Annotated in this window: 19 protein-coding genes; 16 read left to right on the top strand and 3 right to left on the bottom strand. The window is 61.8% G+C overall.

What is annotated here, in order from left to right; genetic code table 11:
* Positions 1 to 69 precede the first annotated feature (69 nt).
* The 3 genes from tig (at position 70) to clpX (ending at position 3510) form a co-directional block, all read left to right on the top strand.
* Positions 70 to 1389, top strand: a complete 1320-nt coding sequence (gene tig / locus LAN70_07675) for a trigger factor (protein ID MBZ5511037.1) — start codon at positions 70 to 72, stop codon at positions 1387 to 1389.
* An 81-nt stretch (positions 1390 to 1470) separates the two neighbouring features.
* The gene (gene clpP / locus LAN70_07670) at positions 1471 to 2058 is read left to right on the top strand and encodes an ATP-dependent Clp endopeptidase proteolytic subunit ClpP (GenBank protein MBZ5511036.1); all 588 of its coding nucleotides are present in this window, start codon (positions 1471 to 1473) and stop codon (positions 2056 to 2058) included.
* Between the two features lie 174 nt (positions 2059 to 2232).
* Positions 2233 to 3510: an ATP-dependent Clp protease ATP-binding subunit ClpX gene (gene clpX / locus LAN70_07665; GenBank protein MBZ5511035.1), complete on the top strand. Its 1278-nt coding sequence runs from the start codon at positions 2233 to 2235 to the stop codon at positions 3508 to 3510.
* A gap of 117 nt (positions 3511 to 3627) precedes the next feature.
* Here the strand turns inward: clpX and LAN70_07660 are convergent, their stop codons facing one another.
* The 3 genes from LAN70_07660 to LAN70_07650 form a co-directional block, all read right to left on the bottom strand.
* Positions 3628 to 3897, bottom strand: coding sequence for a UBP-type zinc finger domain-containing protein (locus LAN70_07660; protein MBZ5511034.1), 270 nt, complete (start codon positions 3895 to 3897; stop codon positions 3628 to 3630).
* An 85-nt stretch (positions 3898 to 3982) separates the two neighbouring features.
* Positions 3983 to 6001 (bottom strand): prolyl oligopeptidase family serine peptidase, encoded by a 2019-nt coding sequence (locus LAN70_07655; protein MBZ5511033.1) that lies wholly within the window; start codon positions 5999 to 6001, stop codon positions 3983 to 3985.
* Between the two features lie 372 nt (positions 6002 to 6373).
* Positions 6374 to 8893: a SpoIIE family protein phosphatase gene (locus LAN70_07650; protein ID MBZ5511032.1), complete on the bottom strand. Its 2520-nt coding sequence runs from the start codon at positions 8891 to 8893 to the stop codon at positions 6374 to 6376.
* 141 nt (positions 8894 to 9034) lie between these two features.
* On the opposite strand from LAN70_07650, the gene LAN70_07645 reads away from it, so the two are divergent.
* The 13 genes from LAN70_07645 (at position 9035) to LAN70_07585 (ending at position 24911) form a co-directional block, all read left to right on the top strand.
* Complete coding sequence (locus LAN70_07645) at positions 9035 to 9427, top strand: nitroreductase family deazaflavin-dependent oxidoreductase (GenBank protein MBZ5511031.1); 393 nt, start codon at positions 9035 to 9037, stop codon at positions 9425 to 9427.
* A gap of 175 nt (positions 9428 to 9602) precedes the next feature.
* Positions 9603 to 10673 (top strand): phosphate ABC transporter substrate-binding protein PstS, encoded by a 1071-nt coding sequence (pstS, locus tag LAN70_07640; GenBank protein ID MBZ5511030.1) that lies wholly within the window; start codon positions 9603 to 9605, stop codon positions 10671 to 10673.
* A gap of 762 nt (positions 10674 to 11435) precedes the next feature.
* Positions 11436 to 13850: an endopeptidase La gene (gene lon / locus LAN70_07635; GenBank protein ID MBZ5511029.1), complete on the top strand. Its 2415-nt coding sequence runs from the start codon at positions 11436 to 11438 to the stop codon at positions 13848 to 13850.
* A gap of 156 nt (positions 13851 to 14006) precedes the next feature.
* Positions 14007 to 14615: a ribosome biogenesis GTP-binding protein YihA/YsxC gene (gene yihA, locus LAN70_07630; GenBank protein ID MBZ5511028.1), complete on the top strand. Its 609-nt coding sequence runs from the start codon at positions 14007 to 14009 to the stop codon at positions 14613 to 14615.
* 285 nt (positions 14616 to 14900) lie between these two features.
* A complete protein-coding gene (locus LAN70_07625) occupies positions 14901 to 15197 on the top strand; it encodes a c-type cytochrome (protein MBZ5511027.1) in 297 nt (98 codons plus the stop codon).
* A 391-nt stretch (positions 15198 to 15588) separates the two neighbouring features.
* On the top strand, positions 15589 to 16350 hold the full coding sequence (locus LAN70_07620) for a 4Fe-4S dicluster domain-containing protein (protein ID MBZ5511026.1): 762 nt from the start codon (positions 15589 to 15591) through the stop codon (positions 16348 to 16350).
* Positions 16347 to 17531, top strand: coding sequence for a Ni/Fe-hydrogenase cytochrome b subunit (gene hybB, locus LAN70_07615; protein MBZ5511025.1), 1185 nt, complete (start codon positions 16347 to 16349; stop codon positions 17529 to 17531). The genes LAN70_07620 and hybB overlap by 4 nt, the downstream gene beginning before the upstream one ends.
* Positions 17521 to 19275 (top strand): HAMP domain-containing protein, encoded by a 1755-nt coding sequence (locus LAN70_07610; protein MBZ5511024.1) that lies wholly within the window; start codon positions 17521 to 17523, stop codon positions 19273 to 19275. Before hybB ends, LAN70_07610 begins: the two co-directional genes overlap by 11 nt.
* 26 nt (positions 19276 to 19301) lie before the next feature.
* Positions 19302 to 20675, top strand: coding sequence for a sigma-54 dependent transcriptional regulator (locus tag LAN70_07605; protein ID MBZ5511023.1), 1374 nt, complete (start codon positions 19302 to 19304; stop codon positions 20673 to 20675).
* Positions 20672 to 21235 carry an archaemetzincin family Zn-dependent metalloprotease gene (locus LAN70_07600; GenBank protein MBZ5511022.1) on the top strand — a complete coding sequence of 188 codons (564 nt, stop codon included), beginning with the start codon at positions 20672 to 20674 and terminating at the stop codon, positions 21233 to 21235. The genes LAN70_07605 and LAN70_07600 overlap by 4 nt, the downstream gene beginning before the upstream one ends.
* Before the next feature lie 82 nt (positions 21236 to 21317).
* Positions 21318 to 21974 (top strand): RDD family protein, encoded by a 657-nt coding sequence (locus LAN70_07595; protein MBZ5511021.1) that lies wholly within the window; start codon positions 21318 to 21320, stop codon positions 21972 to 21974.
* Positions 21975 to 22349: 375 nt separating this feature from the next.
* Positions 22350 to 23453 carry a hypothetical protein gene (locus tag LAN70_07590; GenBank protein MBZ5511020.1) on the top strand — a complete coding sequence of 368 codons (1104 nt, stop codon included), beginning with the start codon at positions 22350 to 22352 and terminating at the stop codon, positions 23451 to 23453.
* A gap of 54 nt (positions 23454 to 23507) precedes the next feature.
* Complete coding sequence (locus tag LAN70_07585) at positions 23508 to 24911, top strand: sigma-54 dependent transcriptional regulator (GenBank protein ID MBZ5511019.1); 1404 nt, start codon at positions 23508 to 23510, stop codon at positions 24909 to 24911.
* Positions 24912 to 25165: the final 254 nt, after the last annotated feature.

Raw genomic sequence — 25165 nt, 5'->3', positions numbered from 1 at the left:
TCCGCGCCTTATATTCAATAGGTTGTCGTACCTCTATCCGACGATTTCTGTACAGGAACAACACATCGCTTGAGCCCAACCGAGACCAACACCGCCACCCGCCGCGAGATTCAGGTCGAAATTCCCGCCGACATCGTCTCCCGTGAAACCGAAAAAGTGATCCAGAAGATGCAGAAGGTCGCCCGCCTGCCGGGATTCCGCCGCGGCAAGGTGCCGTCCACGGTGATCAAGCAGCGCTTTGCCGAGGAGATCAAGAGCGAGGTGGTGGAGTCGCTCATTCCCCGCTATTTCCAGCAGGAGGCGAAGGAGCAGAAGCTGGTGCCGGTGTCGCAGCCGCGGGTCACCGATTTGCACATCGCCGATGGCGAGCCGCTGCGCTTCAAGGCGTCTTTCGAAGTTCTTCCTGAAATCGAAGTCTCCGGCTACCACGAGTTGACGGTCGAGAAACCGGATACCGCAGTCACCGATCAGGAAGTGGAGGAGCAACTGGGCCGCCTGCGCGAGCAGCAGGCGACGTACACCGCGATCGAGGACCGGGCGATCGAGAACGGCGACTACGCGCAAGTGTCGCTGGAAGGCATTCCCAAGCCCGCGGGGTCGACAGAAAGCGCCCCGGCACGCGCCGATGTTGCGCCTGGCGGGGCGGCGAAGCCGGTGAAGGTGGACGACGTCATGGTGGAAGTTGGCGGCGCGAACACGGTGCGCGAGTTCTCCGACAACCTGCGCGGCACGCGTCCCGGGGAGCAGCGGACCTTCGAGGTCTCGTATCCGGCGGATTTTACCGACCAGCGGCTGGCGGGCACGACGTTTGAGTACACGCTTGCGCTGAAGGCGATCAAGCAGAAGCACCTGCCGGAGCTGAACGACGATTTCGCCAAGGAACTGGGCGGCGAAATCAACAGCCTCGACGAGCTGAAGCAAAAGATCCGCGAGGGCCTGGAACACGAAAAGCAGCACGCCGCCGAGCGCGAGGGCAAGGAAAAGATCCTGGACGAGCTGGTCAAGCGGCACGATTTCCCGGTGCCCGAGGCGCTGGTGGACCGCCAGGTTGACATCCGGCTGGAGCGCGGACTGCGGGCGCTGGCGGCCCAGGGCATGCGCTCCGAAGACATGAAGAAGATGGACTTCAACCGCCTGCGCGCCGGGCAGAAGGAGGCCGCCGAGCGCGAGGTGAAGGCATCGCTGCTGCTCGACAAGATCGCCGACGCCGAGCACATTGAGGTCAGCGACGAGGAGATTGACCACGAAGTGCAGGCGCTGGCTGCGCAGACAAAACAAACGGCGGATGCGGTCCGGGCTCGATTGACGCGTGAGGGCGCGCTGGATAGAATCCGGAATAGACTGCGCAACGACAAAGCCCTCGATTATCTTTACCGCAGGCCGGCCTAGGCGGGCCTGTTTTCGGTCCTCCCCAGCCAAGCGCACGGTTGTTCGGGGCCAACGTGTCGGGCACAGAAGGAGTCATATTTCATGCTAGTTCCCATGGTGATCGAGCAGACCGGCCGGGGCGAGCGCGCCTACGACATCTACAGTCGGCTGTTGCGCGACAATATTATTTTTATCGGGACGCCGATTGACGACAACGTCGCCAACCTGGTGATCGCGCAGTTGCTGTTCCTGGCGGCGGAGGACCCGGAGAAGGACATCCAGCTCTATATCAACTCGCCGGGGGGGTCGATCACGTCGGGCATGGCGATCTACGACACCATGCAGTACATCAAGCCGGACGTGATGACCATCTGCATCGGGCAGGCGGCGTCGATGGCGGCGGTGCTGCTGGCGGCGGGAGCGGCGAAGAAGCGCTTCGCGCTGCCCAACTCACGCATCCTGATCCACCAGCCGCACATCATGGGCGGACTTTCCGGGCAGGCGACCGACATCGACATCCATGCCCGCGAAATCCTTCGCATGCGGGAGTTGCTGAACCAGATCATGGCCAAGCACACCGGGCAGAAGCTGGAAAAGGTGGAAAAGGACGTGGAGCGCGATTTCATCATGAATGCCGAACAGGGCAAGGAGTACGGCCTCATCGACGACATCATTTACCGGCCGCGGTGAGGGGGGAGTATCCGCGGGCACACCCCTCCGTGACGACGGTCACAAGGTAATGTGCAGCGATTGGGTGCACAATGCAGTTGTTGTTGGTTGCGCGTTGTGGGAAACCGGGTTGCGGAATGCGCTTCGACTCGCAGCCCGGAAGGCACGACGCGTAACCCGGTCAGGAGCACATCAGTGAAACCACGGTCAGGTTCCGAGGACACCTTACGCTGCTCGTTCTGCCATAAATCGCAGGATGCGGTCGCCAAGCTGATTTCTTCGCCCAGCGACTACCCGCGGGCGTACATCTGCGACGAGTGCGTCGCGGTGTGCAATTCCATCCTGGAAGACGACCGCGGTGACACGCATGCGGCGGCGGCGCCGGACCATCTGCCCAAGCCCGCCGAAGTGAAAGCGTTCCTGGACCAATACGTCATCGGGCAGGACCTGACCAAGAAAAAGCTGGCGGTCGCCGTCTATAACCACTACAAGCGCATCCACATGAACCGCCAGCGCAACAGCGAGGTCGAGCTGGCGAAGTCGAACATCCTGCTGATCGGGCCGACGGGAACGGGCAAGACGCTGCTGGCGCAGACGCTGGCGCGCATGCTCGACGTGCCGTTTGCCATCGTGGACGCGACCACGCTGACCGAGGCGGGCTATGTCGGCGAGGACGTGGAGAACATCATCCTCAAGCTGCTGCAGGCCGCCGACGGCGACGTGGGCCGGGCGCAGACCGGCATTATCTACATCGATGAAGTCGACAAGATCGGACGCAAGGACGAGAACCCGTCGATCACGCGCGACGTCTCGGGCGAAGGCGTGCAGCAGGCGCTGCTGAAAATCCTGGAAGGGACAATCGCCAACGTGCCGCCGCAGGGCGGGCGCAAGCATCCGCACCAGGAATTCACCCCGGTGGACACAACTAACATCCTGTTCATCTGCGGCGGGGCGTTCGTCGGGCTGGAGAAAGTGGTTTCGCGGCGAGTCGGCAAGAAGAGCCTGGGATTCAAGAGCGACCAGCAACAACAGGCGGAAGGCACGGTTCCGCCACAGCGGCGCGACACCGCGTTGCTGCAGCAGGCGCAACCGCAGGACCTGATCAAGTTCGGGCTGATCCCGGAGTTTGTGGGACGCATGCCGGTGGTGGGTATTTTGGACGATCTGGACGAAGGCGCGCTGGTGGAAATCCTGACCAAGCCGCGGAACGCGATCAGCAAGCAGTACCAGCGGCTGTTCGAGTTCGAAAGCGTGCGCCTGAAGTTCACCGACGACGCGCTGCACGCCATCGCGCGCGAGGCGCTGAACCGGAAGGTGGGCGCGCGCGGGCTGCGCATGATCCTGGAAGAGCTGATGCTCGACCTGATGTATCACCTGCCCAGCCAGAAGCGGATCAAGGACTTCGAGGTCACGCGCGAGATGGTGGACAAGCGCGACCTGGCGATCGTCGCGGTGATGGAGAAAGCAGGATAGCAATTCCAGCGTAAAGATTTCTGATTGAAGAGTGAAGGCGGACTGCGGCCCGCCTTTTTATTTTGAGCCACGCTCGTGTGGCACACGCGCCCTCGCGTTCCCTCCGCAAGCAAAGTTCTAGGCGGCGTCCAGTTCCCCGGGCGACATCTCGTCCACGTAGCACCACATCCAGGATTCGCCGGGTTCAATCGAGCGGATGAGCGGATGCTGCGACGACTTGAAGTGCCGGGTGGCGTGCTTGTTCTTAGAGGAGTCGCAGCAGCCCACGTGTCCGCAGGAGAGGCAGAGGCGCAGGTGGACCCAGGTATCGCCGAGTTTCACGCAGTCTTCGCAGACATGTTTGGCGGTGGTGGTGATCTTGATCTGGCCGGTGTGCTTGCAGGCCATGGGCTACGTCCTCCGACGATATTGGATGCGCAGGCGTAGCGAATTGACCTACATTGGCTTTCGGCTTTCGGCGGCGGCGAACAAGTTACCTTCCCGTCGCCGGCGCGTTCCCTTCTCCCAGCAGAAAATCTCGCACGAACATGATGGTGGAGAAGAACTGGAACTGCTGGTTCTTCTTCTTGGCGAAGCCGTGGCCCTCGTCGTTGGCGATGAGGAACCAGACGGGGGCCCCGTTCTGGCGGATCTTCTCGATCATCTGCACCGACTCGGTGTAGGGCACGCGAGGATCGTTCTTGCCGACGACGGCGAACAGCGGCTTATGAATCTTGCCGGCATTGCTGAAGGCGGAGATGGCGGTCATGTACTCGCGCATTTTGGGATCGCGTTCGTCGCCGTACTCCATCCGGCGCAGGTCGCGGCGATAGGCCTCGGTGTGTTCGAGGAACGTGACCAGACTGGTGATGCCCACCACCGGCAGCGAGCAGCAGATGCGGTCGTTGTAGAAGGTGGCGATGGCGTAGGTCATCAGGCCGCCGTAGCTGCCGCCCATGATCATGACGCGGCTGCTGTCGAGGTCGGGCTGCGCGGCAATCCAGTCCAGCAGCGCATTGATGTCCTTGAAGGTGTGGTCGCGCTGCATGCCGTTGTCGAGCTTGAGAAAGGTTTTGCCGAAGCCACTGGAGCCGCGCACGTTAGGGAAGATCATGGCGACGCCCAACTCGGAGATGTAGTAGTTGTTGGTGCCGATGAAGCCGGGGCGCGACTGGCCCTCGGGGCCGCCGTGAATGTTGACTATCACCGGGCGCTTGCCAGTGAAGCGCGCCGGCGGGCGGTAGAGGAAGCCGGAGATTTCCCGGCCGTCGAAGCTGCGCCACTTGATCAACTGCGGCTCGGAGAAATTCTGCGTGTTCAGGCCGCCGGTTTCGCTGTACGTCCAGCGGCTGAGCAGGGTCGCGGTTTGGCCAGGCCAGTTAGTGAGCTGCACGGGTTGCGCTTGCGTGTCCAGCGAATAGACGTCGGAGGGCGAGCGCGCCGAGGTCATGGTGAAGGCGAGATCGCGGCTGTTCTTGTGCCAGCGAACGCCGCCGATGATGCCCAGCGGCAGCTTGGTCGCTGGCCTCAGCTTGCGGGTGGCGGTGTCCAGCAGGTGCAGGACGCTGGCGCCGTTTTCGTTGGAAACGAAGGCCAGGGTGCGGCCGTCCTCGCTCAGTTCGAGGTTGCTGATATCCCACGGAATGTCGGTGGTGAGCCAGGTGTGCTGCAGCGAGGCAAGATCCACGTAGGCGAGGCGATGGAATTCGGAATCCTTGTCGGTGGTGATGTAGAGGCCGCGGCCGTCCTTGCTGAACGCGCCATCGCCGTAGGAAACCTTCTCGGCGCCACCTTTGGGGGTAAGCAGTTTTCTCTGGCCGGCGGCAACATCCACCAGCCAGAGATAACTTTCGTTGGCGGAGACCTCTTCCGCTAACAGTACCTGCTTGTCGTCAAAGGACCACGCGGCCGGCTGCCATCCGCCACCCTGGAGTTGCAGGAGCATGCGGTCGGACTTGGGATCAAGCGGATTCATGATCCATACGTCGGTGTCCTGGTTGTTGCGGCGGGTCGAGGTGTACGCCAGGCGGTCGCCGGCGTGGGAGAAGAGTGCGCCCAGGTTGCGCGATTTGCCGTCGGTGAGCAGGGTGATGTCGCCGGAGGCCAGATCGTAGCGATAGAGCTGGAACCATTCGCCGCCGCCGATGTCTTTCAGGAAAACAAAATAGTCGCCCTTGGTCGGCTCGAACCGGGCGCCGAAAACGCGGTCGGGGAAGAAGGTGAGCTGAGTGCGGGCGCCGCCCGGCATCCCGACCAAGTGCACCTGGTTGGTCTCGCCGAAGCGGGTGAGGACCAGCATTTCGCGGCGCGCGGGGTGCCAGTCGGCGACCGTCGCGCTGCGCACTTCGGTATAGCGACCGGCCTGCTCGGCGAGGGATGCGGGAATCGGCGGAATACCCTCGGTCACCAGGTTGTCGGCCGGCCTGATAACGGATTGCGGCGGCGCCGATTGGGCGTAAGTGAGAGCGGCGAGGAAGATAACGAGGAGAACGATTGCTGTGCGACGTTTCATGTGCGTGGTCCGGTTGCGAGAAGTTTTAGGCTCGGCAGGTTAACACACTGAAGCCGGGATTTTCAGCCGTCCCTACGCAATCTGTGTCGTAACCTCAAGGTGACGAAAAAAGTGGTCCGAAGCACGCGAAATCAGCCCGCGAAGCGTGCGGAATTCGTTAGCCCACCGCGGCAGCGGTGGGGAAAGTGGGTCAATATCGCAGAGCGCCAGCGGCGCGGCACACCTACGACACAGACTCCTACGGGACTCTGTCCCGGTGAGGACAGTTTTCCCGGCACTGAAGGCCGGATTATTTTCATTCGCCGCTGCGCGGCTGGTCTGCGCATATTGCTGCGGCGGCTGAACTGTGCAAAGGCGGCGGACCTGCGCCCCTTAGAGCACGCGGGCGATCACCAACGTGAGATCGTCGGCTTGCTCGCCGACGCTGAAGCGTTGCACGTCGGCGATCACAGCGTCCATCAGTTCGCGGGCGGAGCGGCTGCGGTTGGCCTGCAGCACGCGCAGCAAGCGGGTCTCGCCGTATTCTTCATCGCCGGCGCCGACCGACTCGGTGACGCCGTCGGTGTAAATCGCCAGGACATCGCCGGGAAACAGGCGGCGCTGGCCCACCTCGCAATCCCACTGCTCGAAGAGGCCGAGCACGGTGGCGGTCCCCTCCAGGCGCTCCGCTTCGCCGCTGGCGCGCAGCAGCATGGGGGCATTGTGCCCGCAGTTGACGTAGCGCAGGGTGCGCGTCTCGTCGTCGTAAACGGCGAAGAACGCGGTCGCGTAGTGCTGGGTTTCGGTGTTCTTGTAGAAGAGGTGGTTCACGGAGCGCAGCAGGCGGGGGATGTCTTCGAGGGCAAGCGCGTACTGGCTGCGCAGGTTGGCCTGCAGGTTCGCCATCAGCAGCGCGGCGGAGATGCCTTTGCCGGAAATATCGGCGAGCACCAGTGCGAGGCGGCCGGCGCCAAGATCGAGAAAGTCGTAATAGTCGCCGCCGACGGCGCGCGTTTGGATGCAATTGCCGGCACAATCGAGCGTGGCCAACGCGGGCGCCTGCTGCGGCAAAAGCTTGGCCTGGACCTGGCGCGCGATTTCCATTTCCTGGGCGGCGCGGCGTTCGGCCTCCATGCGCTCCGCCATCTTCTCGGCCATGGCGATGCTGCGCATGGCGATGCCGGCCTGCGTCGCCACCGAGGCGAGCAGCCGCTTGTCGCTGCTGGAATAGGGTTCCTCGGACCGCCTGGGGCCCAGAACCGCGAGCCCTTGCAGATCGCCGGCAGCGGCGCCGCGGATGGGCACCAGACATTCGGCGCGCAGCACGCCCAGCGAATCGGCGCCGGGTGTGCCCGGTTCGAGATCGATCGGTTGCGTGCTGTCGTCGGACGACGCAAGCTGCGCTATCTCCGGCGCGATCTCGCGGGCGGCGGTGGCGCCCGACTGCGCGACGAGGCGGCGATCGGGCATCTGCAAGTACACGGCGAGCGACTGCGGATGGAGCGCGTCGCGGATGTGGCGCTCCAGCAGCGCGGCCAAGCCCTCCCGATTGGTGACGGTGAGGGTGCGCGCGGCGAGTTCCTCGAGGATCTGCTGGGCGTCGTAGGCGCTGCGGAAGAAAGCTCGGTCGAGGCGCTTGCGGACGCGGCGATGAACCTCCGTGCCGGCGGAGACAAGCAGCACGCCGAAGGTCGCGCCGACGGGGATGGCAGCCTTCGCGCCGACGGAGAAGCGCGAGGAAAAAGCATTGGCCAGCAGAATGGTCGCAGCGACAGCGATCACCAGCAGCAGCGCCACGAAACCGCGCTCGACCACCAGGTAACGCGCGCTGCGCTTCAGCAGAACGGGGACGTCGAGCACGCGGTGCTTGACGACAGCGTAGGCGAAAGAGAGCGGAAACAGGAACAACATCAGCGTGTACGCCAAGTTCAGCCAAAAGGGAGGATCCCAGCGAGCGAAGTCCTGCACGCTTCTGACGATCAGCGCGGGCGTGATGCCGACCACCGTGCCCCAGAGCAGGACGCGTATCTTGCGCCGAGTCTCCGGGCTGGAGTCGTAACGGGCGGTGGAGACGAGCGCGACCAACCCGAGAAACGCGGTCGCGTACAGGTAGACCAGTCGAGCGATGTTGGCGGGCCCTTCCCCCAGCCAGTGGACGATAAACGCCGGGGTGCGCGGATCGCCGATGCGAAACCCTCCAATGATTATTACGATGGCGGGAGCGAACAAAGCCCATTTCAGCCAGGGCCAGCGGCGATCAATCGGCGACCGCGTCGGGAACACGGTGAAAAACAGGTACAGCATGGCGCTGATCATGCCGTCGAAAAGGGCACGGTACGCGAACATGTAGTTGCGCAGCGGCGCCGGCGCGGTTGGCATGCTGGGCACGTTCGGCGCCGCTACAAAGGCGCAGAACAAGAACGCCAGCAGCCAGGCGTTGCGGTCCTCCAGGCGCATGAACAACACGGGCAGGAAGACCACCAGGAAGAAAACCGGGAACGAGGCGGTAATCTCGTCCAGCCAGGAAACGAGGCGCAGGTAACTAGTGGGGCCGGGGACAACGCGTGCCCGAAAGGTGGCGTGCAGCACCAGCGGACGCGGTTCGCCGGGACGTTGCACGGTCACTTCAACCGGGTCACCGGGCCGCGCCGCCATCCAAGCTGCGATCTCGGGCGCAAACGAAGCTGCCAGGCTGTTTCCATTGACAGCGATGATGCAATCGTTCGGCTTCAGGCCGGCGCGCTCGGCGGGGCTGTCGGGCACGACCGAGGTGATCAGGTTACCGCCGAGATCCTGACGGTAATCGTTCTGAAAGCCCAACTCGACGGCGGCTTGCGGCGGCGCCTGGCGCACGTAGTACATCCAGGCCGCGCTGTAGAGCACGGCGGCGGCGGCAAACACGATGGCGGCCACCAAGGCCCACGGGCGACGAATTCGGGATGGCGCTGGATTTTTCGGCACATGAGTGTGAAACAGGCTAGTTTAGTCGAGGTGACCGCTTCGCCACAGGTGGAATTACAATTCGTGCACATCCCTGTCCGATGAGGAGCCTGGGTGACAAGCACGCTGGCAGAACGACTGCGGCAAGTTTCCCGTCGCCAGACATTGCGGCTCACGCATTACGGCCGCAAGACCGGCAAGCCGTATCAAGTCACGATCTGGTTCATCGTCGAGGGTGAGAAAGTCTGGCTGGCGACCGCGAACAAGAATCGGCAGTGGGTAAAGAACGTGCAGAAGACGCCGCACGTCATCCTGAAAATCGGTGAGGAGACGTTCGAGGGTGAGGCGCGCTTTCTTACCGATCCCCGGGAGCGCGACGGCGTGCTCGCCATGGTCCGCCGGAAGTACTGGATGTTTCTCCCTTTCATGGCGCTGGGCGCGCTGCTGTACGCGCTGCGCATCTTGGTGAACAATACGGGCGCGTTGGAGGTCAGGATCGCGCCCTGACCGGCATCGCTGGGAAATTCTCCTCTGAAATGGGACGGCACGGGCGCATGACACCCAAAACGGGAGTCCCGCGCTGCATTATTGGTGAGAAGGGATTGTGCAAGGTTATCCGGTAAGAGTAGAAGTGTTGCTGTTTCTCTGTGGCTGGAAGAGAGTTGACGGAAACTGAGCAGCCATGTCGCTGGTAACTCGTCCGGTTTGCTCTATGAGAGTAAGGAATGAAAAAGGCGTGCTGTTATTTCTGTGCCTTGTAATGACGGCCCTAGGGCTGTTCTCCGCTCCGCGCATTTGGGCGCAGGAAACAATCATGCTCGTCGGAAGTGGTTCCACCGTCCCCAGTCCGCTGTACGTAAAATGGAGTGACGAATTTAACAAACGCGACCCGCATGTGCAGGTCCGATATCTGCCCATCGGCACCAGTGAAAGCATCGTGGCAATCTCGCGCGGCAGCGGTGACTTTGGCGCTGGTGAGGTTCAATTGAGCGCGAAAGAGCTCAGGGACCTGAGGCTGGTATTGGTTCCCACGATGCTGGTCGCGATCGTGCCCATCTACAACCTTCCTGGAGTGCGCCAAGATCTCCGTTTTTCCGGACCAGTACTGGCCGAAATCTACCTCGGGCGAATCAAGAAGTGGAATGATCCCAAACTTGCTCAGCTCAACCCCGGCGCTAACCTGCCGGATGCTCCTATCAAAGTGGTCTATCGTCCCAAAGGGAAGGGATCGAATTACATTTTCACGGACTACCTGTCGAAAGTGAGCCCGGCGTTTCGCGCGCAAGTGGGCAAGAGCGCTTCTCCCAAGTGGCCGGTAGGCGTCCCCGCCGAACGCAGCAGTGACATGGTGGATAAGGTAAGGAATGAGAGCGGCACGATCGGCTATGTCGAGCTGAATTACGCGACGAAGGTCGGCATGGGACACGCCACGGTTCAGAATGCGGCAGGGCAATACGTGCGCGCATCGAATGCTTCGCTGCTGGCAGCTTCCCATGCGATGCAGAGCGCAATTCCAGACAACTTCTCTGTCTCGCTCACGAATGCAGGCGGCGCGGAATCCTATCCCCTCACGAGCCTGACCTGGTTGTATTTGCCGGTCCAAGCAGCCATCCCAGCCCGCGCCAGGGCGATGTCGGACTTCCTAAACTGGGTGATGAGCGATGGGCAGAAAATGGCGCATTTGGAGGGCTACACGGAACTTCCCGCACCGCTGCTCGCGAAGGTAAAGTCGAAGCTCGCTGCGATGAAGTGAGCCGCTGTCTCCAAGATCGGCGGAACGACCAGATCGCGAGAACGAGGGATAAGCGGTTGCCCCTGACGTGCAATAGTTTGCAGCTAAGCAAGCGTGGGCGCTGTAAGTGCCTCAGCCACAAGCTCCGCGCCAATGGCACGCAGCGTGCTCAATTAAGCCAAGCCTTGTGTTGACGCGACCACAAGGTCTCGAAACAGTGCGCCGCAGGGGAGCTTCTCGAAGCTAGAGACCTCCTGCGGCGCGTCCATGCTCCCCCCTCACTACTTGGCATGATTCCCTGGCACGATCTACGGATCTGGTTGTCGGGCTTCCTCGGCGGGCTGGCTGTGGCTGCGTTCGTCGTCGCCACCGTAATACGCGCTCGCGAGCGCGCCCGGCAAGAGGAGAATCATGCGAGCCCCAAGCGGCCGGTCGCCAAAGCGGAAGTCTCTGACAAAAGCAAGATTTACCGTGCCTGAGCAGTGCCGGAGGGACTCTTCAGGCTCAGGCCCCGGGGCTTCACAGGTGATCATTGAACAGGGTCTGGCGGTTCTTGGCTGATTCGTGTAAGGTCTTGCACGCCATTGCCCCAGGAGTGTCACGGTGAGACGGGCGGCGCAGAACGCTTGCGCTTGGGGTTGCATCCCGCGAAATAAATCTCGGAGAGCATCTTCTCAGCAACTTGCGCAACCGTCCCAGCATTTATAATGTGAACAGTTGCGCCCACGGTGCCGGTCGGGTGACCGGCATGAGTAGCAGGAGTCCAACACAAAAGGCGGTCCAGTGAACCAGACCAAGGAAAAGTTCGAGACGCGCAAGCTGCCCATGATGCCCATCCGGGACGTCGTGATCTTCCCGTTCATGATGACCCCATTCGTGGTGGGCCGTGAATCCAGCGTGCGCGCCCTGGAAGAGGCATTGGCCGCGGACAAGAAGATCTTCCTCGCCACCCAGCACGATGCCAGCGTGGACGAGCCCAAGTCCAACGAGCTCTACCAGGTGGGCACGGTAGTCAACATCGTGCAGTCGCTCAAGCTGCCCGACGGCAACATCAAGGTGCTGGTCGAGGGCATCGAGCGCGGCAAGATCCTGCAGATCGCCGATGCCGACGGCTATCTCGAGGCCACCATCCGCACCGCCAAGTACGCCGCCGAACCTTCGCCGACGCTGGAAACGGCGATGCAGCGCGTGACCTCACTGTTCGAGCAGTACGTGAAGCTGTGCCAGTCGCTCAATTACGAGACCATGATCGCCGCCGTCCGCATGGAGGACCCGGCCAAGCTCACCGACACCATCGCCGCCAATCTTCAGCTCTCGATTGAAGAGAAGCAGGAGTTGCTGGAGATCTTCGATCCCACCGAGCGGCTGAACCGCATTGCCGACGTGCTGGAGATCGAAATCGAAAAGTTGAATATGGACCGCACCATCCAGTCGCGGGTCAAGCGGCAGATGGAGCGCGCGCAAAAAGAGTACTACCTCAACGAGAAGATCAAGGCCATCCAGAAGGAACTGGGCCGCGGCGAAAAGAGCGAGTGGGACGAGCTGAAGAAGAAAATTGACGCCGCCGGAATGCCCAAGGACGTGCACGACAAGGCGATGCAGGAACTGAAGAAGATGGAAGCCATGCCGCCGATGTCGGCCGAGTCCACCGTCTCGCGCAATTACCTGGATTGGTTGCTGGCCGTGCCGTGGAAGAAGCGGTCGAAGGAAATCCGCAACATCGAGCGCGCGGAGAAGGTGCTGAACGAAGATCATTACGGGCTGGAGAAGATCAAAGAGCGCATCCTGGAATTTCTCGCGGTGCGCCAGTTGGTGAAAAATCCCAAGGGCTCGATCCTGTGCTTTGTCGGGCCGCCGGGAGTGGGCAAGACGTCGCTGGGCATGTCGATCGCCAAGGCGACCGGGCGCAAGTTCGTGCGCATGTCGCTGGGCGGGGTGCGCGACGAGGCCGAAATCCGCGGCCATCGCCGCACCTACATCGGCGCGCTGCCGGGGCAGATCATCCAGATGATGAAAAAGGCGGGCACGAAAAACCCGGTGTTCATGCTGGATGAAGTGGAGAAGATGTCCATGGACTTCCGCGGCGACCCGTCGGCGGCGCTGCTGGAAGTGCTCGATCCCGAGCAGAATTACATGTTCGTGGACCACTACCTCGATGTCGAGTACGACCTCTCGCAGGTGTTCTTTATCGCCACCGCCAACGTGCTGCATACCGTCCCGCCGGCGCTGCTGGACCGCATGGAAGTCCTCCGGCTGCACGGCTACACGGAGGACGAGAAGGTGGAAATCGCCAAGCAGTTCCTGGTGCGCAAGCAGCGCAACCAGGCCGGCTTGACCGACAAGACTTGCGCCTTCACCGACGACGCCATTACCGGCATCATCCGCAATTACACGCGTGAAGCGGGCGTGCGCAACCTGGAGCGCGAGATCGGCAACGTCTGCCGCAAGGTGGCGCGCCGGGTGGTGAAAGACAAGAATTTCACCATCGTCGTCAATGGCGAGAACGTCGGCGAGTTCCTCGGCGTCACCAAGTTCCGCGACACGCTGGCGCACGAGCGCAGCGAAATCGGGCTGGTTACGGGACTGGCGTGGACCGAGGTCGGCGGATCCATTTTGGCGACCGAAGCCACGGTGGTGGACGGCAAGGGCAAGCTGCTGCTCACCGGCAAGCTGGGCGACGTGATGCAGGAATCGGCGCAGGCGGCCATGAGCTACGTGCGCTCACGCTCGCACCGGCTGGGATTGCCGCGCGATTTCTACCGCAATATTGACATCCACGTGCACGTGCCCGAAGGCGCCATTCCGAAGGACGGGCCGTCGGCGGGAATCACCATCGGGACGGCGATCGCCAGCGCGCTGAGCCGCATTCCGGTGCGGCGCGATATCGCCATGACCGGCGAAATCACCCTGCGCGGCAAGGTCCTGCCCATCGGCGGGCTGAAGGAAAAGCTGCTGGCGGCGCACCGCGTCGGCATCATGGAAGTCATCATGCCGAAGGACAACGAGAAAGACTTGCCGGACATTCCGGAAAACCTGCGCAATGCCATGAAGCTGCACTTCGTAGACACCATGGACGATGTGCTGCGCATCGCGCTGGAAAAGCCGCTGCCCGCGATTTCCAAGGAAGCTGCAGAAGCCGCCGAGGCAACGTTGCTGACACCCACGCCACCGGGCGACCAGCCGGCGGCGCATCAATAGTCTTCAGTCGTCAGTCTTCGGTCATCAGCAAAAGCCCGCGGAAAACGCGGGCTTCTTGCTTTCATGCCAGAAAGAGGAGCTAGACCACCGACCCCTTCGTGTGCCTTGGTGTCCTTCGCGGTTGACGCTTACGACTGGAAACTGGAAACTGTCCTGATGAGAGTGAACGCCAAGTTCCTGCGCTCGGCGGTGGATGTAGCCCACTTCCCGCCCGTGGGACCGCCGGAGATCGCATTCCTGGGGCGTTCCAACGTTGGTAAATCCAGCCTGATCAACTCCCTGCTCGGCGAAAAGATGGCGCGCACCAGTTCCACGCCGGGGCGCACGCGGATGATCAACTTCTTCGAGGTCCGGCGTCCAGGCAAGCCGCACCCTGAGTGGCTGTTTGTCGATCTTCCCGGATATGGCTACGCCAAGCTGCCGCGCGAGCAGACGGCGGAGTGGCCGAAGTTCATCGAACCATACCTGGAGACACGGGGGTCGCTGACTCTATGCATCGTGCTGGTGGACGCCAACATCCCCTGCCAACACAGCGACAAGCAACTGGTGGAATGGCTGCGACATGCCGGCCGGAGGTACGCCATTGTCGCCACCAAAGCCGACCGGCTGTCGGGCAACAGGTTGACGCATGCCATGCGCGGTTTGCGCAATGACTTTCAGACGGAGCGTATCCTCCCCTTCTCCGCCCGAAGCAGGGTGGGGCGGGATGAGTTGTGGAAAGAGATAGTTGCGAGTTGCGCGTCATCGGGTGATCCGGCGATCTGAAAAGGGACCTGGTAGCGCCAACGCGAGAGTGTCACGAAGCTGAATTCCGCAACAAGGTACCGGATAGCAGAAGATTTCAGCACCCCCCGGCAAGCCGTTGAATACCCTGCATCTGATCGGTATGTACTGAGTTCCGCGATTTGGCAGTGCTGAGAATTGCATCACAAATCACCTTCACAAGTGATCGGCCTCACATCCTGTTTTGGTCCAAAGGTTGAATATTTCAACTGTAAGGACACCGATCCTGGCGGTTGTAAAGGAACGACTCAAAGGAGACTGGCACTAATGAAGACGTACAAAGTAACGATCCTGGTGTTGGCGATCGCCATTGTGCTGTTCATCGCTCTCCCGAACCTGTCATGGGCAGCGGAAGACGGCGCGGCGCTGTTCAAGGCGAACTGCTCGGCCTGCCACGGAGCAGACGCGGCGGGCAAGCCTGCCCTGAAGGCACCGGCAGTGAAGGGCAAGACGGCAGCCGACGTTACCAAGGCGATGGCAAACCCGAAGCACGCGGCGGTGCAAAAGAAGGTTAACGACGCGCAGATCAAGGCCATCGGCGCTTACCTGGCGGCGTTGAAGTAATCACCCGGCGGCGAACCTGCCGCGCATGTAGAGCCGGTCGGACCGGCAGAACCGAGGGTGGCGTGAAAAGCTCAGCCGCGACTCGGCTGACCCGCAGCCCCGTGGTTGCGGACGCAGAACAAGGGCCCAAGCCACAGATGGGGGGCCAGTTGCGAAGCCTGGTCCCCCTCCCTCGATTAATTCAAACGTTCGTTCTCCATCGAGCCGGCCTTCATCCCCATCATTCGATTTGGCGCTGTCCCTGCGGGACTGAGAACGTCCTTTCGGGCAGTCGTTGCGGCACTGTAGCAAGCGACCGCGTTCGAGGGCGAACACGCTCCGGCATTCATAGCAATCATTCCATGCGCGGGCGAACGCGCTCCAGCACCTCGAATTTCTCCCGGAGAACTTCATGAGCAAGGCACTGTTATATGACGCCACGCTGTGCATCGGCTGCAAGCAGTGTGAGCAGGCGTGCGCCGACAAAAATAAGCTTCCTTACGACGACAAGATTGCCGCCGAGCAGCGGCAATCGGAGCACAAATTCACCGTCGTTTTGGCGAAAGACGACAAGTTCATGCGCCGTCTGTGCATGAACTGCAACGACCCGGCGTGCGCCTCGGTGTGTCCGGTGGCGGCGCTACGCAAGACCTCGGCGGGTCCGGTGATCTACGAGGCCAGCCGCTGCATGGGCTGCCGCTACTGCATGCTGGCGTGCCCGTTCGGCGTCCCCCGCTACGAATGGAACAGCATCAACCCCAAGGTGCAGAAGTGCACCATGTGCTCGGACCGCGTGTTGGCCGGCACGCAGACGGCCTGCGCCGAAGCCTGCCCGACCGGCGCCACCAAGTTCGGAGAGCGCAGCGAATTGCTGGCGGAAGCGCACCAGCGCCTGCGCGAGAATCCCGGCAAATACATAGACCACATTTACGGCGAAAACGAGATTGGCGGCACCAGCGTGCTGCTGCTTTCCAGCGTGCCCTTCGAGGAGTTCGGCTACCGCACCGACTTCCCGACCGATCCGCTTCCCAACCGCACGTTCGCAGTGCAATCCCGGATCCCTGATTTCGTGCCCCTGTGGGGCTCGATGCTGGGCGGCATCTGGTGGATCACGCACCGCCGCGAGGAAGTCGCCAAAGCCGAGGGCAACGACAAGAAGGGCGGTGCGAAATGAAATTCCCCAATATCAAGTGGTTCAGCTTCTGGAAGCTGGTGCTGTATTTCGTGCTTGCCGCCGGCGCCTACGCCACGGTGTACCGGTTTGTCCTCGGCCTCGGGCCCTCGACCAACCTGAGCGACCAGTTCCCCTGGGGCATCTGGGTTGGTTTCGACGTGCTGTGCGGCGTGATGCTGGCGGCCGGCGGGTTCACGCTCACGGGCGCGGTGCACATTTTCAACATCAAGCGCCTGCACCCGATCGTGCGACCGACTGTGCTCACGGCGTTCCTCGGCTACGTGCTGGTGTCGATGGCGCTGATGGTGGACCTGGGGCGCCCGTACAACATCTGGCACCCGCTGATCATGTGGAATCCGCACTCGGTAATGTTTGAAGTCGGCTGGTGCGTGATGTGCTACACCACGGTGCTGGCGCTGGAGTTTTCGCCCATCGTGCTGGAGCGCTTCAACATGCAGAAGCCGCTCAAGTACATCCGCAAGGCGCTGATCCCGATCGTGATCGCGGGCGTGATCTTCTCGACGCTGCACCAGTCCTCGCTCGGCTCGGTGTACCTGATCGTCCCCACCAAGCTGCATCCGTTCTGGTACACGCCGCTGCTGCCGGCTTTCTTCTTCCTGTCGGCGGTGGCGGTGGGCCTGGCAATGACCATCTTCGAGTCTTCCATGAGCGCCAAGCACTTCGGGCGTCAACTGGAGCTGCATATCCTGAAGGACCTGGGGCGCGCACTGATGGTGGTGCTGATCGTGTACTCGGTGCTGCGCGTCGAGGACCTCATCCATCGCGGGGTGCTCAAGCAGGTGCTGGTTGCAGGCTATGAACGCAACCTGTTCCTGCTGGAAGTGGCGCTGGCGCTGGTGATCCCAATCGTCCTGCTCTCATTCCGCAAGGTGCGCGAAACGCCGGGCGGGCTCTACCTGGCATCGGTGAGCACGCTGCTGGGCTTCGTGACCAACCGCCTGAACGTGGCGGTGACCGGCATGGAAGCCTCCGCCGGGGTGCGCTACATCCCGAAGTGGACGGAAATTGCGGTGACGGCGGCGATGGTGGGCGCCGCATTCGCCATCTTTGGACTGGCGGCAAAGTACCTGCCGATTTTCCCCGAGGAGCATGCGGCAGAGCCGTTGCCTGTTAAACCCAGGGCGGCAGCGCCGGTTGTGGTGATGCAAGATGCCGACTGACGAAAACCCGGCTGCAGGCACCCGTCTTCAGGCAGCAGGCAAGATTGGGTGGGACCCAAAGTCCGCACCCCTTCCGCCGGAGCCCGATCCGGAACAGGCATGGAAGCGGCGCGGCCACAGCCTGAGCGTGAAGCTGATCGCGCTGATTTTCGCGGCGATGGTGGTCATCTTCGCGCTCCTGGGCTACGCCAACATTCGCCTGCACCGCCAGCATCTGGAGGCGGCCACGCTCACCAGCGCCGAGCGCGTCAGCGACGTCATCAAGCGCAGCACCTCGTATCACATGTTGCACAACGATCGCGAGGGGCTCTACAACACCATCAGCACCACGGCGGCCGAGCCGGGGATCGTGAAGATACGCATCTTCGACAAGGAAGGGCGGATCGAATACTCCAGCGACCCCAGCGAGGTCAACCGCTCGGTGGATAAACGCGCCGAAGCCTGCTACGGCTGTCACGCACAGGCGCAACCCCTGGCCAAGCTGAACCGTCCCGACCGTTTTCGCATCTATCGCGCCAACGGCTCTGGGCGCGTGCTCGGCATCATCAATCCGATCGAGAACGAGCCCGCCTGCTCCAACGCCGCCTGCCACGCGCATCCCGCCAGCCAGCAGATTCTTGGCGTGCTCGATACCAACGTTTCTCTCGCCAAGGCCGACGCCGGGCTGGCCGAAAGCACGCGCATGATGCTGATCTACACCGTGCTGGCGGTGATCGTTATCTCGGTGCTGACCGGGGTGTTCGTGCTGCGGCTGGTCCACCGGCCGGTGCGGATCCTGAAGCGCGGCACCGAAGAACTGGCCAAGGGCGACCTCGGGTACCAGATTGCGGTGGAGTCCACGGACGAGCTTGGCGACCTGGCCAATTCCTTCAACGTGATGAGCCTGCAACTGCGCGCGGCGAACGAGGAGATCACCTCCTGGGCGCGGACCCTGGAGACGCGCGTCGAGGAGAAGACCAACGAACTTAAGCGCGCCCACGAGCACGTCGTGCACGTCGAAAAGATGGCCTCCATCGGCAAGATGGCGGCGGTGGTAGCGCACGAGATCAACAACCCGCTATCGGGAATTCTCACCTACGCCAAGCTGCTCAAGAAATGGGTGGAGAAAGTCGAAGGCAACGAGCAGAAACGCGTTGAAATTCGCGAGTGCCTCGATCTGGTGGAATCGGAGAGCAAGCGCTGCGGCGACCTGGTGAAGAACCTGCTGATGTTTTCGCGTAGCGCGCCCATGAACCTGGAGTGGGCCGACGTCAACCAGGTCGTGGACCGCTGCATCCGGCTGGTGCAACACCATCTTGACCTCGGCAACGTGCAGTTACAGGTGGAGACCGCGACGGACCTGCCCGTGCTGCATTGCGATCCGGCGCAGGTGGAGCAGGTGCTGCTGGCGCTGGTGATGAACGCCATTGACGCCATGCCGCGCGGCGGCAACCTGATGGTGCGCACGCGTTCCCTGCCCCAGAGCCGGCAAATCGAAATCCAGGTGCGCGATGACGGCGTGGGCATTCCGCCCGACCTGCTGCCGCGCTTGTTCGAGCCTTTCCTGACGACCAAGGAAACCGGCAAGGGCGTCGGGCTCGGGCTGGCAATCAGCAAGACCATCGTCGAACGCCACGGCGGCGTGATTGAAGTGGAATCGCAGCCCGGGCGCGGCACGACGTTCTACATCTTCCTGCCGGTGGACGCGGTCGGCGGACAGGCCACGCCCATCGAGGCGGGTGCGGCGAACAAGGCGGGCAGTTAGGAGCCCGCCGCTGAAGAGGTGACATTTTGGAAGCAAGCAAAGGCAGACTCCTGATCGTGGACGACGAGCTCAGCGTGCGCGACTCGCTGGGCAAGTGGTTCCGCGAAGAGGGCTACGACATGGGCACGGCGGAGAACGCGCAGGACGCGCTGGCGCGCATGGCGGAGGGCCGCTGGGACCTGGCGCTGGTGGACATCAAGATGCGCGGCACCGACGGCATCGAGCTGCAACGGCGCATGCACGAGATTGATCCGGAAATGATCGTCATTATCATGACCGGGTACGCCTCGGTGGAAACCGCGGTGGCCGCGCTGAAAAACGGCGCCTACGACTACGTCACCAAGCCACTCGATCCCGACGACATTGCGCACCAGATCCAGAAAGCGCTGGCCCATCGCAAAACGCAGCAGGAAAATGTGCGCCTGCGCGAGACCGTCGCCGAAGTGCAGCGCCCGCCCGACCTGGTGGGACAAAGCCAGGCGATGCAAAAGGTCTTCAATGCCATCGAGACCGTCGCCCCCACCGACGCCACGGTGTTGATCACCGGCGAAAGCGGGACCGGGAAAGAGATCGTGGCACGCGCCATCCACGGGGGCAGCCCGCGCAAATATCAGCCGCTGGTCGCGATCCACTGCGGCGCGCTCACCGAAACCCTGCTGGAGAGCGAGTTGTTCGGACACGAGAAGGGCGCATTCACCGGCGCGCAGTACCGCAAGAAGGGCAAGTTCGAGATCGCCGAGGGCGGCACCGTGTTCCTGGACGAGATCGGCGACATCAGCCTGAAGACCCAAACCGACCTGCTGCGCGTCCTGCAAGAGCGCGAGATCGTACGCGTTGGCGGCAACCAGCCCATCAAGGTGGATTTCCGCTGCGTCGCCGCCACCAACAAGGACCTTGAGCTGTTGATCGAGGAAGGAAAATTCCGCCCCGACCTGTTCTACCGGCTCAACGTGTTCCGCATCGAAATTCCGCCGCTGCGTGAGCGGAAGGACGATATCCCGCTGCTGGTCGAGCATTTCGTGCAGAAATTCTCGCTGGCGATGAACAAGCGCATCACGCGCGTCGCGCCGGCGGCCATGTACCAATTGCAGCAGTACGCCTGGCCGGGCAACGTCCGCGAACTGGAGAACGCGGTGGAGCGCGCGATGGTGGTGGCGCAGGAGCCGGAGTTGCGCGAGCAGGACTTCATTCTCAAGCCGCGCGCCGCCAATGGCGCGGAAAGCAAGACGCTGGACGACATGGAGAAGGCCCATATCCTGCACGTGCTGGAGGAATGCGGCGGCAACCAGACGCGCGCCGCCGAGGTGCTCGACATTGACCGGGTCACCCTGCACAACAAGCTGAAGAAGTACGGCTGGAGCAGAAACGGGGCGGCGGCCACGGCCGGCGCGGAAAAATGAAGCTGCTGCAGTTGCTGCCGATCGGGGATGTCGATCTGCGGGCGCTCGAACAACTGGGCCCGCCGCTGGCGCAGCATTTTCACGTTGCCTGGGATATCGTTCTGCCGGCGCTCGATCCGCAGTTTGCCTACCACGCCGAACGCCAGCAGTACCACTCCACGGAACTCCTGGCGCGCATGCACGGTTACCTTGGGCCGGAGTGCTGGCGTCTGCTGGGCATTACCAGTCACGATCTCTATATCCCGATTTTGACCTTCGTTTTTGGGGAGGCGCAGATGGCCGGCCCGGCCGCCGTGGTCTCGACGCATCGCCTGCGGCAGGAGTTCTACGGCCTTGCTCCGGACCACAACCTTCACGGCGAACGGCTGCTCAAGGAAGCGGTCCACGAGTTGGGACACACGCTCGACCTGCGTCATTGCGACGACTACCGCTGCGCCATGGCGGCCTCGCACGCGGTGGAGTGGATTGATCTCAAAGAGAGCGGGTTGTGCCCCTCATGCAGCGAGCGAAGCTCTCCGTTGTTGCCGCGGCAGAAAAAGGCGCGCGTAAGCTGGTTCTAGGGTCTGCTTTGTAACTGGTGAGAAGGGCTGTTATCAACAGTTTGTTTGCCGCTGGGCAAGGATTAGACGATAATCGGGCGCCATGAGCGCTGACGGCAGCTCGGAAGCACCCGCGTCCTCAGAGCTGACATTCTCGTTCGGTGGCTATGGTGCGGAACATCCCAGCTTGCCAACGACTGCGGGCTTCGGCATCCGTACCGCTGCTCGTTTGATCGACATTGGCGTTCACTGGCTCATTGCCCTCGTTTCAGGATTTGTCTTCGGCTTGTTCCTTTTAATTGCCGCCGGCGGCAACCAGATTGCGGTTCAGAATGCAGTAGCGAGCTTGCGACAAAGATCGATTATTGCGCTGGTGCTCTCGATCCTCGGTAGTGCGATGTACCACACGGTCTGCGAAGGAGGGTACGGCTCTACCTTGGGCAAGTTGATAATGGGGCTGGTGGTGCTTGGTGAGGACGGTCAACCCTGCCGTTTTCGGAGTGCGTTGGGCAGATCTTTTGCTTTCTATATAGACTCGCTCTTTTTCGGCATCATCGGTTACATGGCCATGAAGGGTTCACCGCTCGACCAACGCAAAGGTGATGAGTGGTTCCACACGATCGTAGCCAAACGGAAAGCAACCCCTGCCGTCGCCGTCCGCGGTCTGGGCAGATTTGTCGCCGTGGCGATTGTGGCTGCCGTGGTGGATGCAGTCTTTGTGTTACTCGGATTCCTCGCGCACATCCAGAACTGGGGTTAGTAGCGTTACGATTTCGCACCCTTCCGTAACTGGCGAGAAATCACCAGTAACTCCGACTGGCTCAGCTCCTCTTGTCTTTATCACACGAATCTGTGACCAGACTCTATTAACTACCGCTCCCTGTAATGCGATAAACAGCACCGAGCCGCACCGGGGGAGCTGCCTACATTAGCTCGTGGTTTTGGGGGCAATTGCGATTCAATGCCGTTACTGTAAGCTATGTATTATCAAATAGTTGACAGTAATATATCGATAAACACTTTATTCAATGGATTGGGGTTGGAGGAGGGGGTACCCAGGATACGCATCACCGCCGCCAGTGCCTTGCGTCACAGCATTCCCGGACGTAGGGAGCGAAGGTTGTGATGAGAGTCTATGCCCGAAAGCGGCCCAGCACGCGAGGTCCGCTCCGACGCACGCGTGCGCCTGGAGATGCTCACGATTGCGGCTGTGCTGGCGGTGGTGGTGCTCGGCCTGTTCTACCTCCTGGTCCCGCCCGATTGGTTGGATTTGCCCCATCTCTATCTCTGGACCGTGCCTTCCATCGTCATCGCCCTGGGAGTGGCGCTGGCCGCCGCCCAGCACCGCCTGGAAAAAAAGAAGGAAGCATGGGCGGAAATCGCGCACCTGCGGGAGCTGGTCGAATACCGCGAGCATGAGCGCGACCTGGCGCAGCAGGAGCTGGTGAATCGAATCCTCGCGGAGCGCAACCTGGCGAACGACAAAATGCAATTCGAAGCGCAGCTCGCGGCCTACGAGAAATACGCGGCGCTGGCGCAACTGGCCCTGGGCGCGGCGCACGAAATCAACAATCCCCTGCTCGGGATCTTGTCGCACCTGGAGCTGGAGTGGAAGGCAACCAGTGATCCGGAAAAGCGCGAGGAGGTCGAGCAGTGCATCGCCGGCACCAAGCGCATTTCTTCGACCATCCGCGGCCTGATCAATTACGCGCGACCCGGCCCGCTGCAACTGGCCAAGATTCATGTCGGCCGGCTGGTGGAAGATACGCTGGCGTTTCTGCGCCATCAGCCGATGTTCCGCGGAATCAAGCTGGAAACGCGGATCGCGCACGATCTGCCGGCGATCACCGCCGACGGCAACCAACTCTCGCAGATCCTGATGAACCTCCTGCTGAATGCAGCGCAAGCGATGCCGGAACAAGGCGGCAGCATCACCATCGAGGCGCACAAGATCAAGTTCACGGACAACGTGGAGATTTCGGTGGCCGACACCGGCAGCGGTATTCCCGCCGACATTCTGCCGCACGTGCTGGAGCCGTTCTTTACCACCAAGCGCGGCAAAGGCACCGGGCTCGGGTTGAGCATCAGCCACGCCTACGCCCGCAGCCACGGCGGCGATATCAAGGTGGAAAGCATCCCGGACCGGGGCACAACGGTGCGGATCGTGCTGCCGATCCGCCAGGAAAAAATCGAAAGCCAGGCGGAACCGGCGACATCGGACGATCTGGTGATCGGGTGATTGCGGAATTGCAGAATTGGGTAATTGAAGGGCGTAATTGGACAGGAATTCAAAATGGCGTATTCGATTCTAGTTGTGGACGATGAAGCACTGACGCTGCGCACCATTTCGCGCGCGCTGCGCGACGAGGGCTTCGAGGTCTTTCTCGCCACTACCGGCGAGGAAGCGCTGGAAATCTTCGCGCGCGAACATCCCGACCTCTGCATGCTGGACGTGGTGTTGCCGGGAATTGACGGCATCGAGGTGCTGCGGCAAATCAAGCGCCAGAGCCCAGCGTCCATCGTGGTGATGATGAGCGCCCACCACATGATCGACCGGGCCGTGGAGGCGATGAAACTGGGCGCGCACGATTACCTCAGCAAGCCCTTCCACCTGGCCGACATGGTAAACACCATCCGGCGCGCGTTGGAGATGCTGGCACTGCGGGTGCGCGTGCGCGAGACGGTGGAAACCGCCAAGGGCCGGTACGACTTTGGATGGGTGAAGACCAGTAATCCCGAAATGCGCCAACTGCTGGAGGTATGCGAAAAAGCGGCGCAGTCGGAGCACACCACCATCCTGATTCTCGGCGAAAGCGGCACCGGCAAGGGCGTGCTGGCCAAAGCGCTGCACTACAACAGTCCGCGCGCGCAGATGCCGCTGCTGGAACTGAATTGCGCGGCCATGCCCGATACGCTGCTGGAAAGCGAGTTGTTCGGCTACGAGCCCGGCGCATTTACCGACGCGCGCCGGCGCAAGGAAGGTCTGCTGGAGCGGGCGCAGGGCGGGACCGTGTTCCTCGACGAGATCGGGAACATGTCGGCCAGCGTGCAGGCCAAAATCCTGCGCGTGCTCGAGGAAGGCACGTTCATGCGGCTGGGCGGCACACGGCCGATCAAAGTGGACGTGCGCATCATCGCGGCCACCAACAGCGATCTGAAAGAAGGCGTGGCGCGCGGGCGGTTCCGCGAAGACCTGTTCTACCGGCTCAACGTGCTGCCGATCACGCTGCCGCCGCTGCGCGAGCGCAAGGAGGACATCCTGCCGCTGGCGGTCAGCCTAGTGGAGCGCTTCAACAAGGAAATGAAGAAAAACTTTACCGGGTTCACGCCCGCGGCGGCGGAGTGTCTGATGCACCATCCGTGGCCGGGGAATATCCGCGAGCTGAAGAACGTGATCGAGCGGACGATGATCCTGGCGCCGGAGGGCGAAATTGACGCCGGATACTTACCGGAGGAGATCCGCGATTACACCGAGCCGGAACAGGCGCATGAACCGTCGCACATGGACCTGTCGCCGACGGGAGAGCAGTGGGTCACGCTTCGCGAACTGGAAGAGCGGTACATCCACGAGGTGCTCACGCTGACAGGAAACAACAAGGCGCAGGCGGCGCGAATCCTGGGAATCCATCCCACTTCAATTTTGCGCCGGCTGAAAAAGGAGCAGGAAGAGGAGAAGGTTGAGACGGTAGCGAAATAGGCTTCAGGCTTCGGGCTTCGGGCGTCGGGCTTCGGGCTTTAGGCTTCGGGCTTTAGGCGTTGGGCGTCGGGCTTTCGGACTCGAGCACGGAAGCCTGAATCCTAAGACCCAAAACCTAAGGAGACTCTGATTAAGCTCTCCACTTTCCACAGGCATTGTAGCTAAAGTGCAGCCAGATGAATTCTGACAAACAACAGAGGACACTGGCGATGATGACGGGCTTTGAGCGGTACACGAAGAAGACGCGACGGGCG

Source organism: Terriglobia bacterium (assembly GCA_020072845.1).
Taxonomy (GTDB): domain Bacteria; phylum Acidobacteriota; class Terriglobia; order Terriglobales; family Acidobacteriaceae; genus JAIQGF01.
Note: the sequence above shows the minus strand (reverse complement) of the source record. Positions and strands in the feature narration are given on the sequence as shown.

Excerpts from the sequence above, each read along its gene's own strand:
- LAN70_07595 (MBZ5511021.1), top strand. The coding sequence starts at position 21,318 with ATGAGCGCTGACGGCAGCTCGGAAGCACCCGCGTCCTCAGAGCTGACA.
- LAN70_07660 (MBZ5511034.1), bottom strand. The coding sequence starts at position 3,897 with ATGGCCTGCAAGCACACCGGCCAGATCAAGATCACCACCACCGCCAAA.
- LAN70_07600 (MBZ5511022.1), top strand. The coding sequence starts at position 20,672 with ATGAAGCTGCTGCAGTTGCTGCCGATCGGGGATGTCGATCTGCGGGCG.
- pstS (MBZ5511030.1), top strand. The coding sequence starts at position 9,603 with ATGTCGCTGGTAACTCGTCCGGTTTGCTCTATGAGAGTAAGGAATGAA.
- LAN70_07620 (MBZ5511026.1), top strand. The coding sequence starts at position 15,589 with ATGAGCAAGGCACTGTTATATGACGCCACGCTGTGCATCGGCTGCAAG.
- yihA (MBZ5511028.1), top strand. The coding sequence starts at position 14,007 with ATGAGAGTGAACGCCAAGTTCCTGCGCTCGGCGGTGGATGTAGCCCAC.
- LAN70_07610 (MBZ5511024.1), top strand. The coding sequence starts at position 17,521 with ATGCCGACTGACGAAAACCCGGCTGCAGGCACCCGTCTTCAGGCAGCA.
- LAN70_07590 (MBZ5511020.1), top strand. The coding sequence starts at position 22,350 with ATGCCCGAAAGCGGCCCAGCACGCGAGGTCCGCTCCGACGCACGCGTG.
- hybB (MBZ5511025.1), top strand. The coding sequence starts at position 16,347 with ATGAAATTCCCCAATATCAAGTGGTTCAGCTTCTGGAAGCTGGTGCTG.
- LAN70_07655 (MBZ5511033.1), bottom strand. The coding sequence starts at position 6,001 with ATGAAACGTCGCACAGCAATCGTTCTCCTCGTTATCTTCCTCGCCGCT.
- LAN70_07585 (MBZ5511019.1), top strand. The coding sequence starts at position 23,508 with ATGGCGTATTCGATTCTAGTTGTGGACGATGAAGCACTGACGCTGCGC.
- LAN70_07625 (MBZ5511027.1), top strand. The coding sequence starts at position 14,901 with ATGAAGACGTACAAAGTAACGATCCTGGTGTTGGCGATCGCCATTGTG.
- clpP (MBZ5511036.1), top strand. The coding sequence starts at position 1,471 with ATGCTAGTTCCCATGGTGATCGAGCAGACCGGCCGGGGCGAGCGCGCC.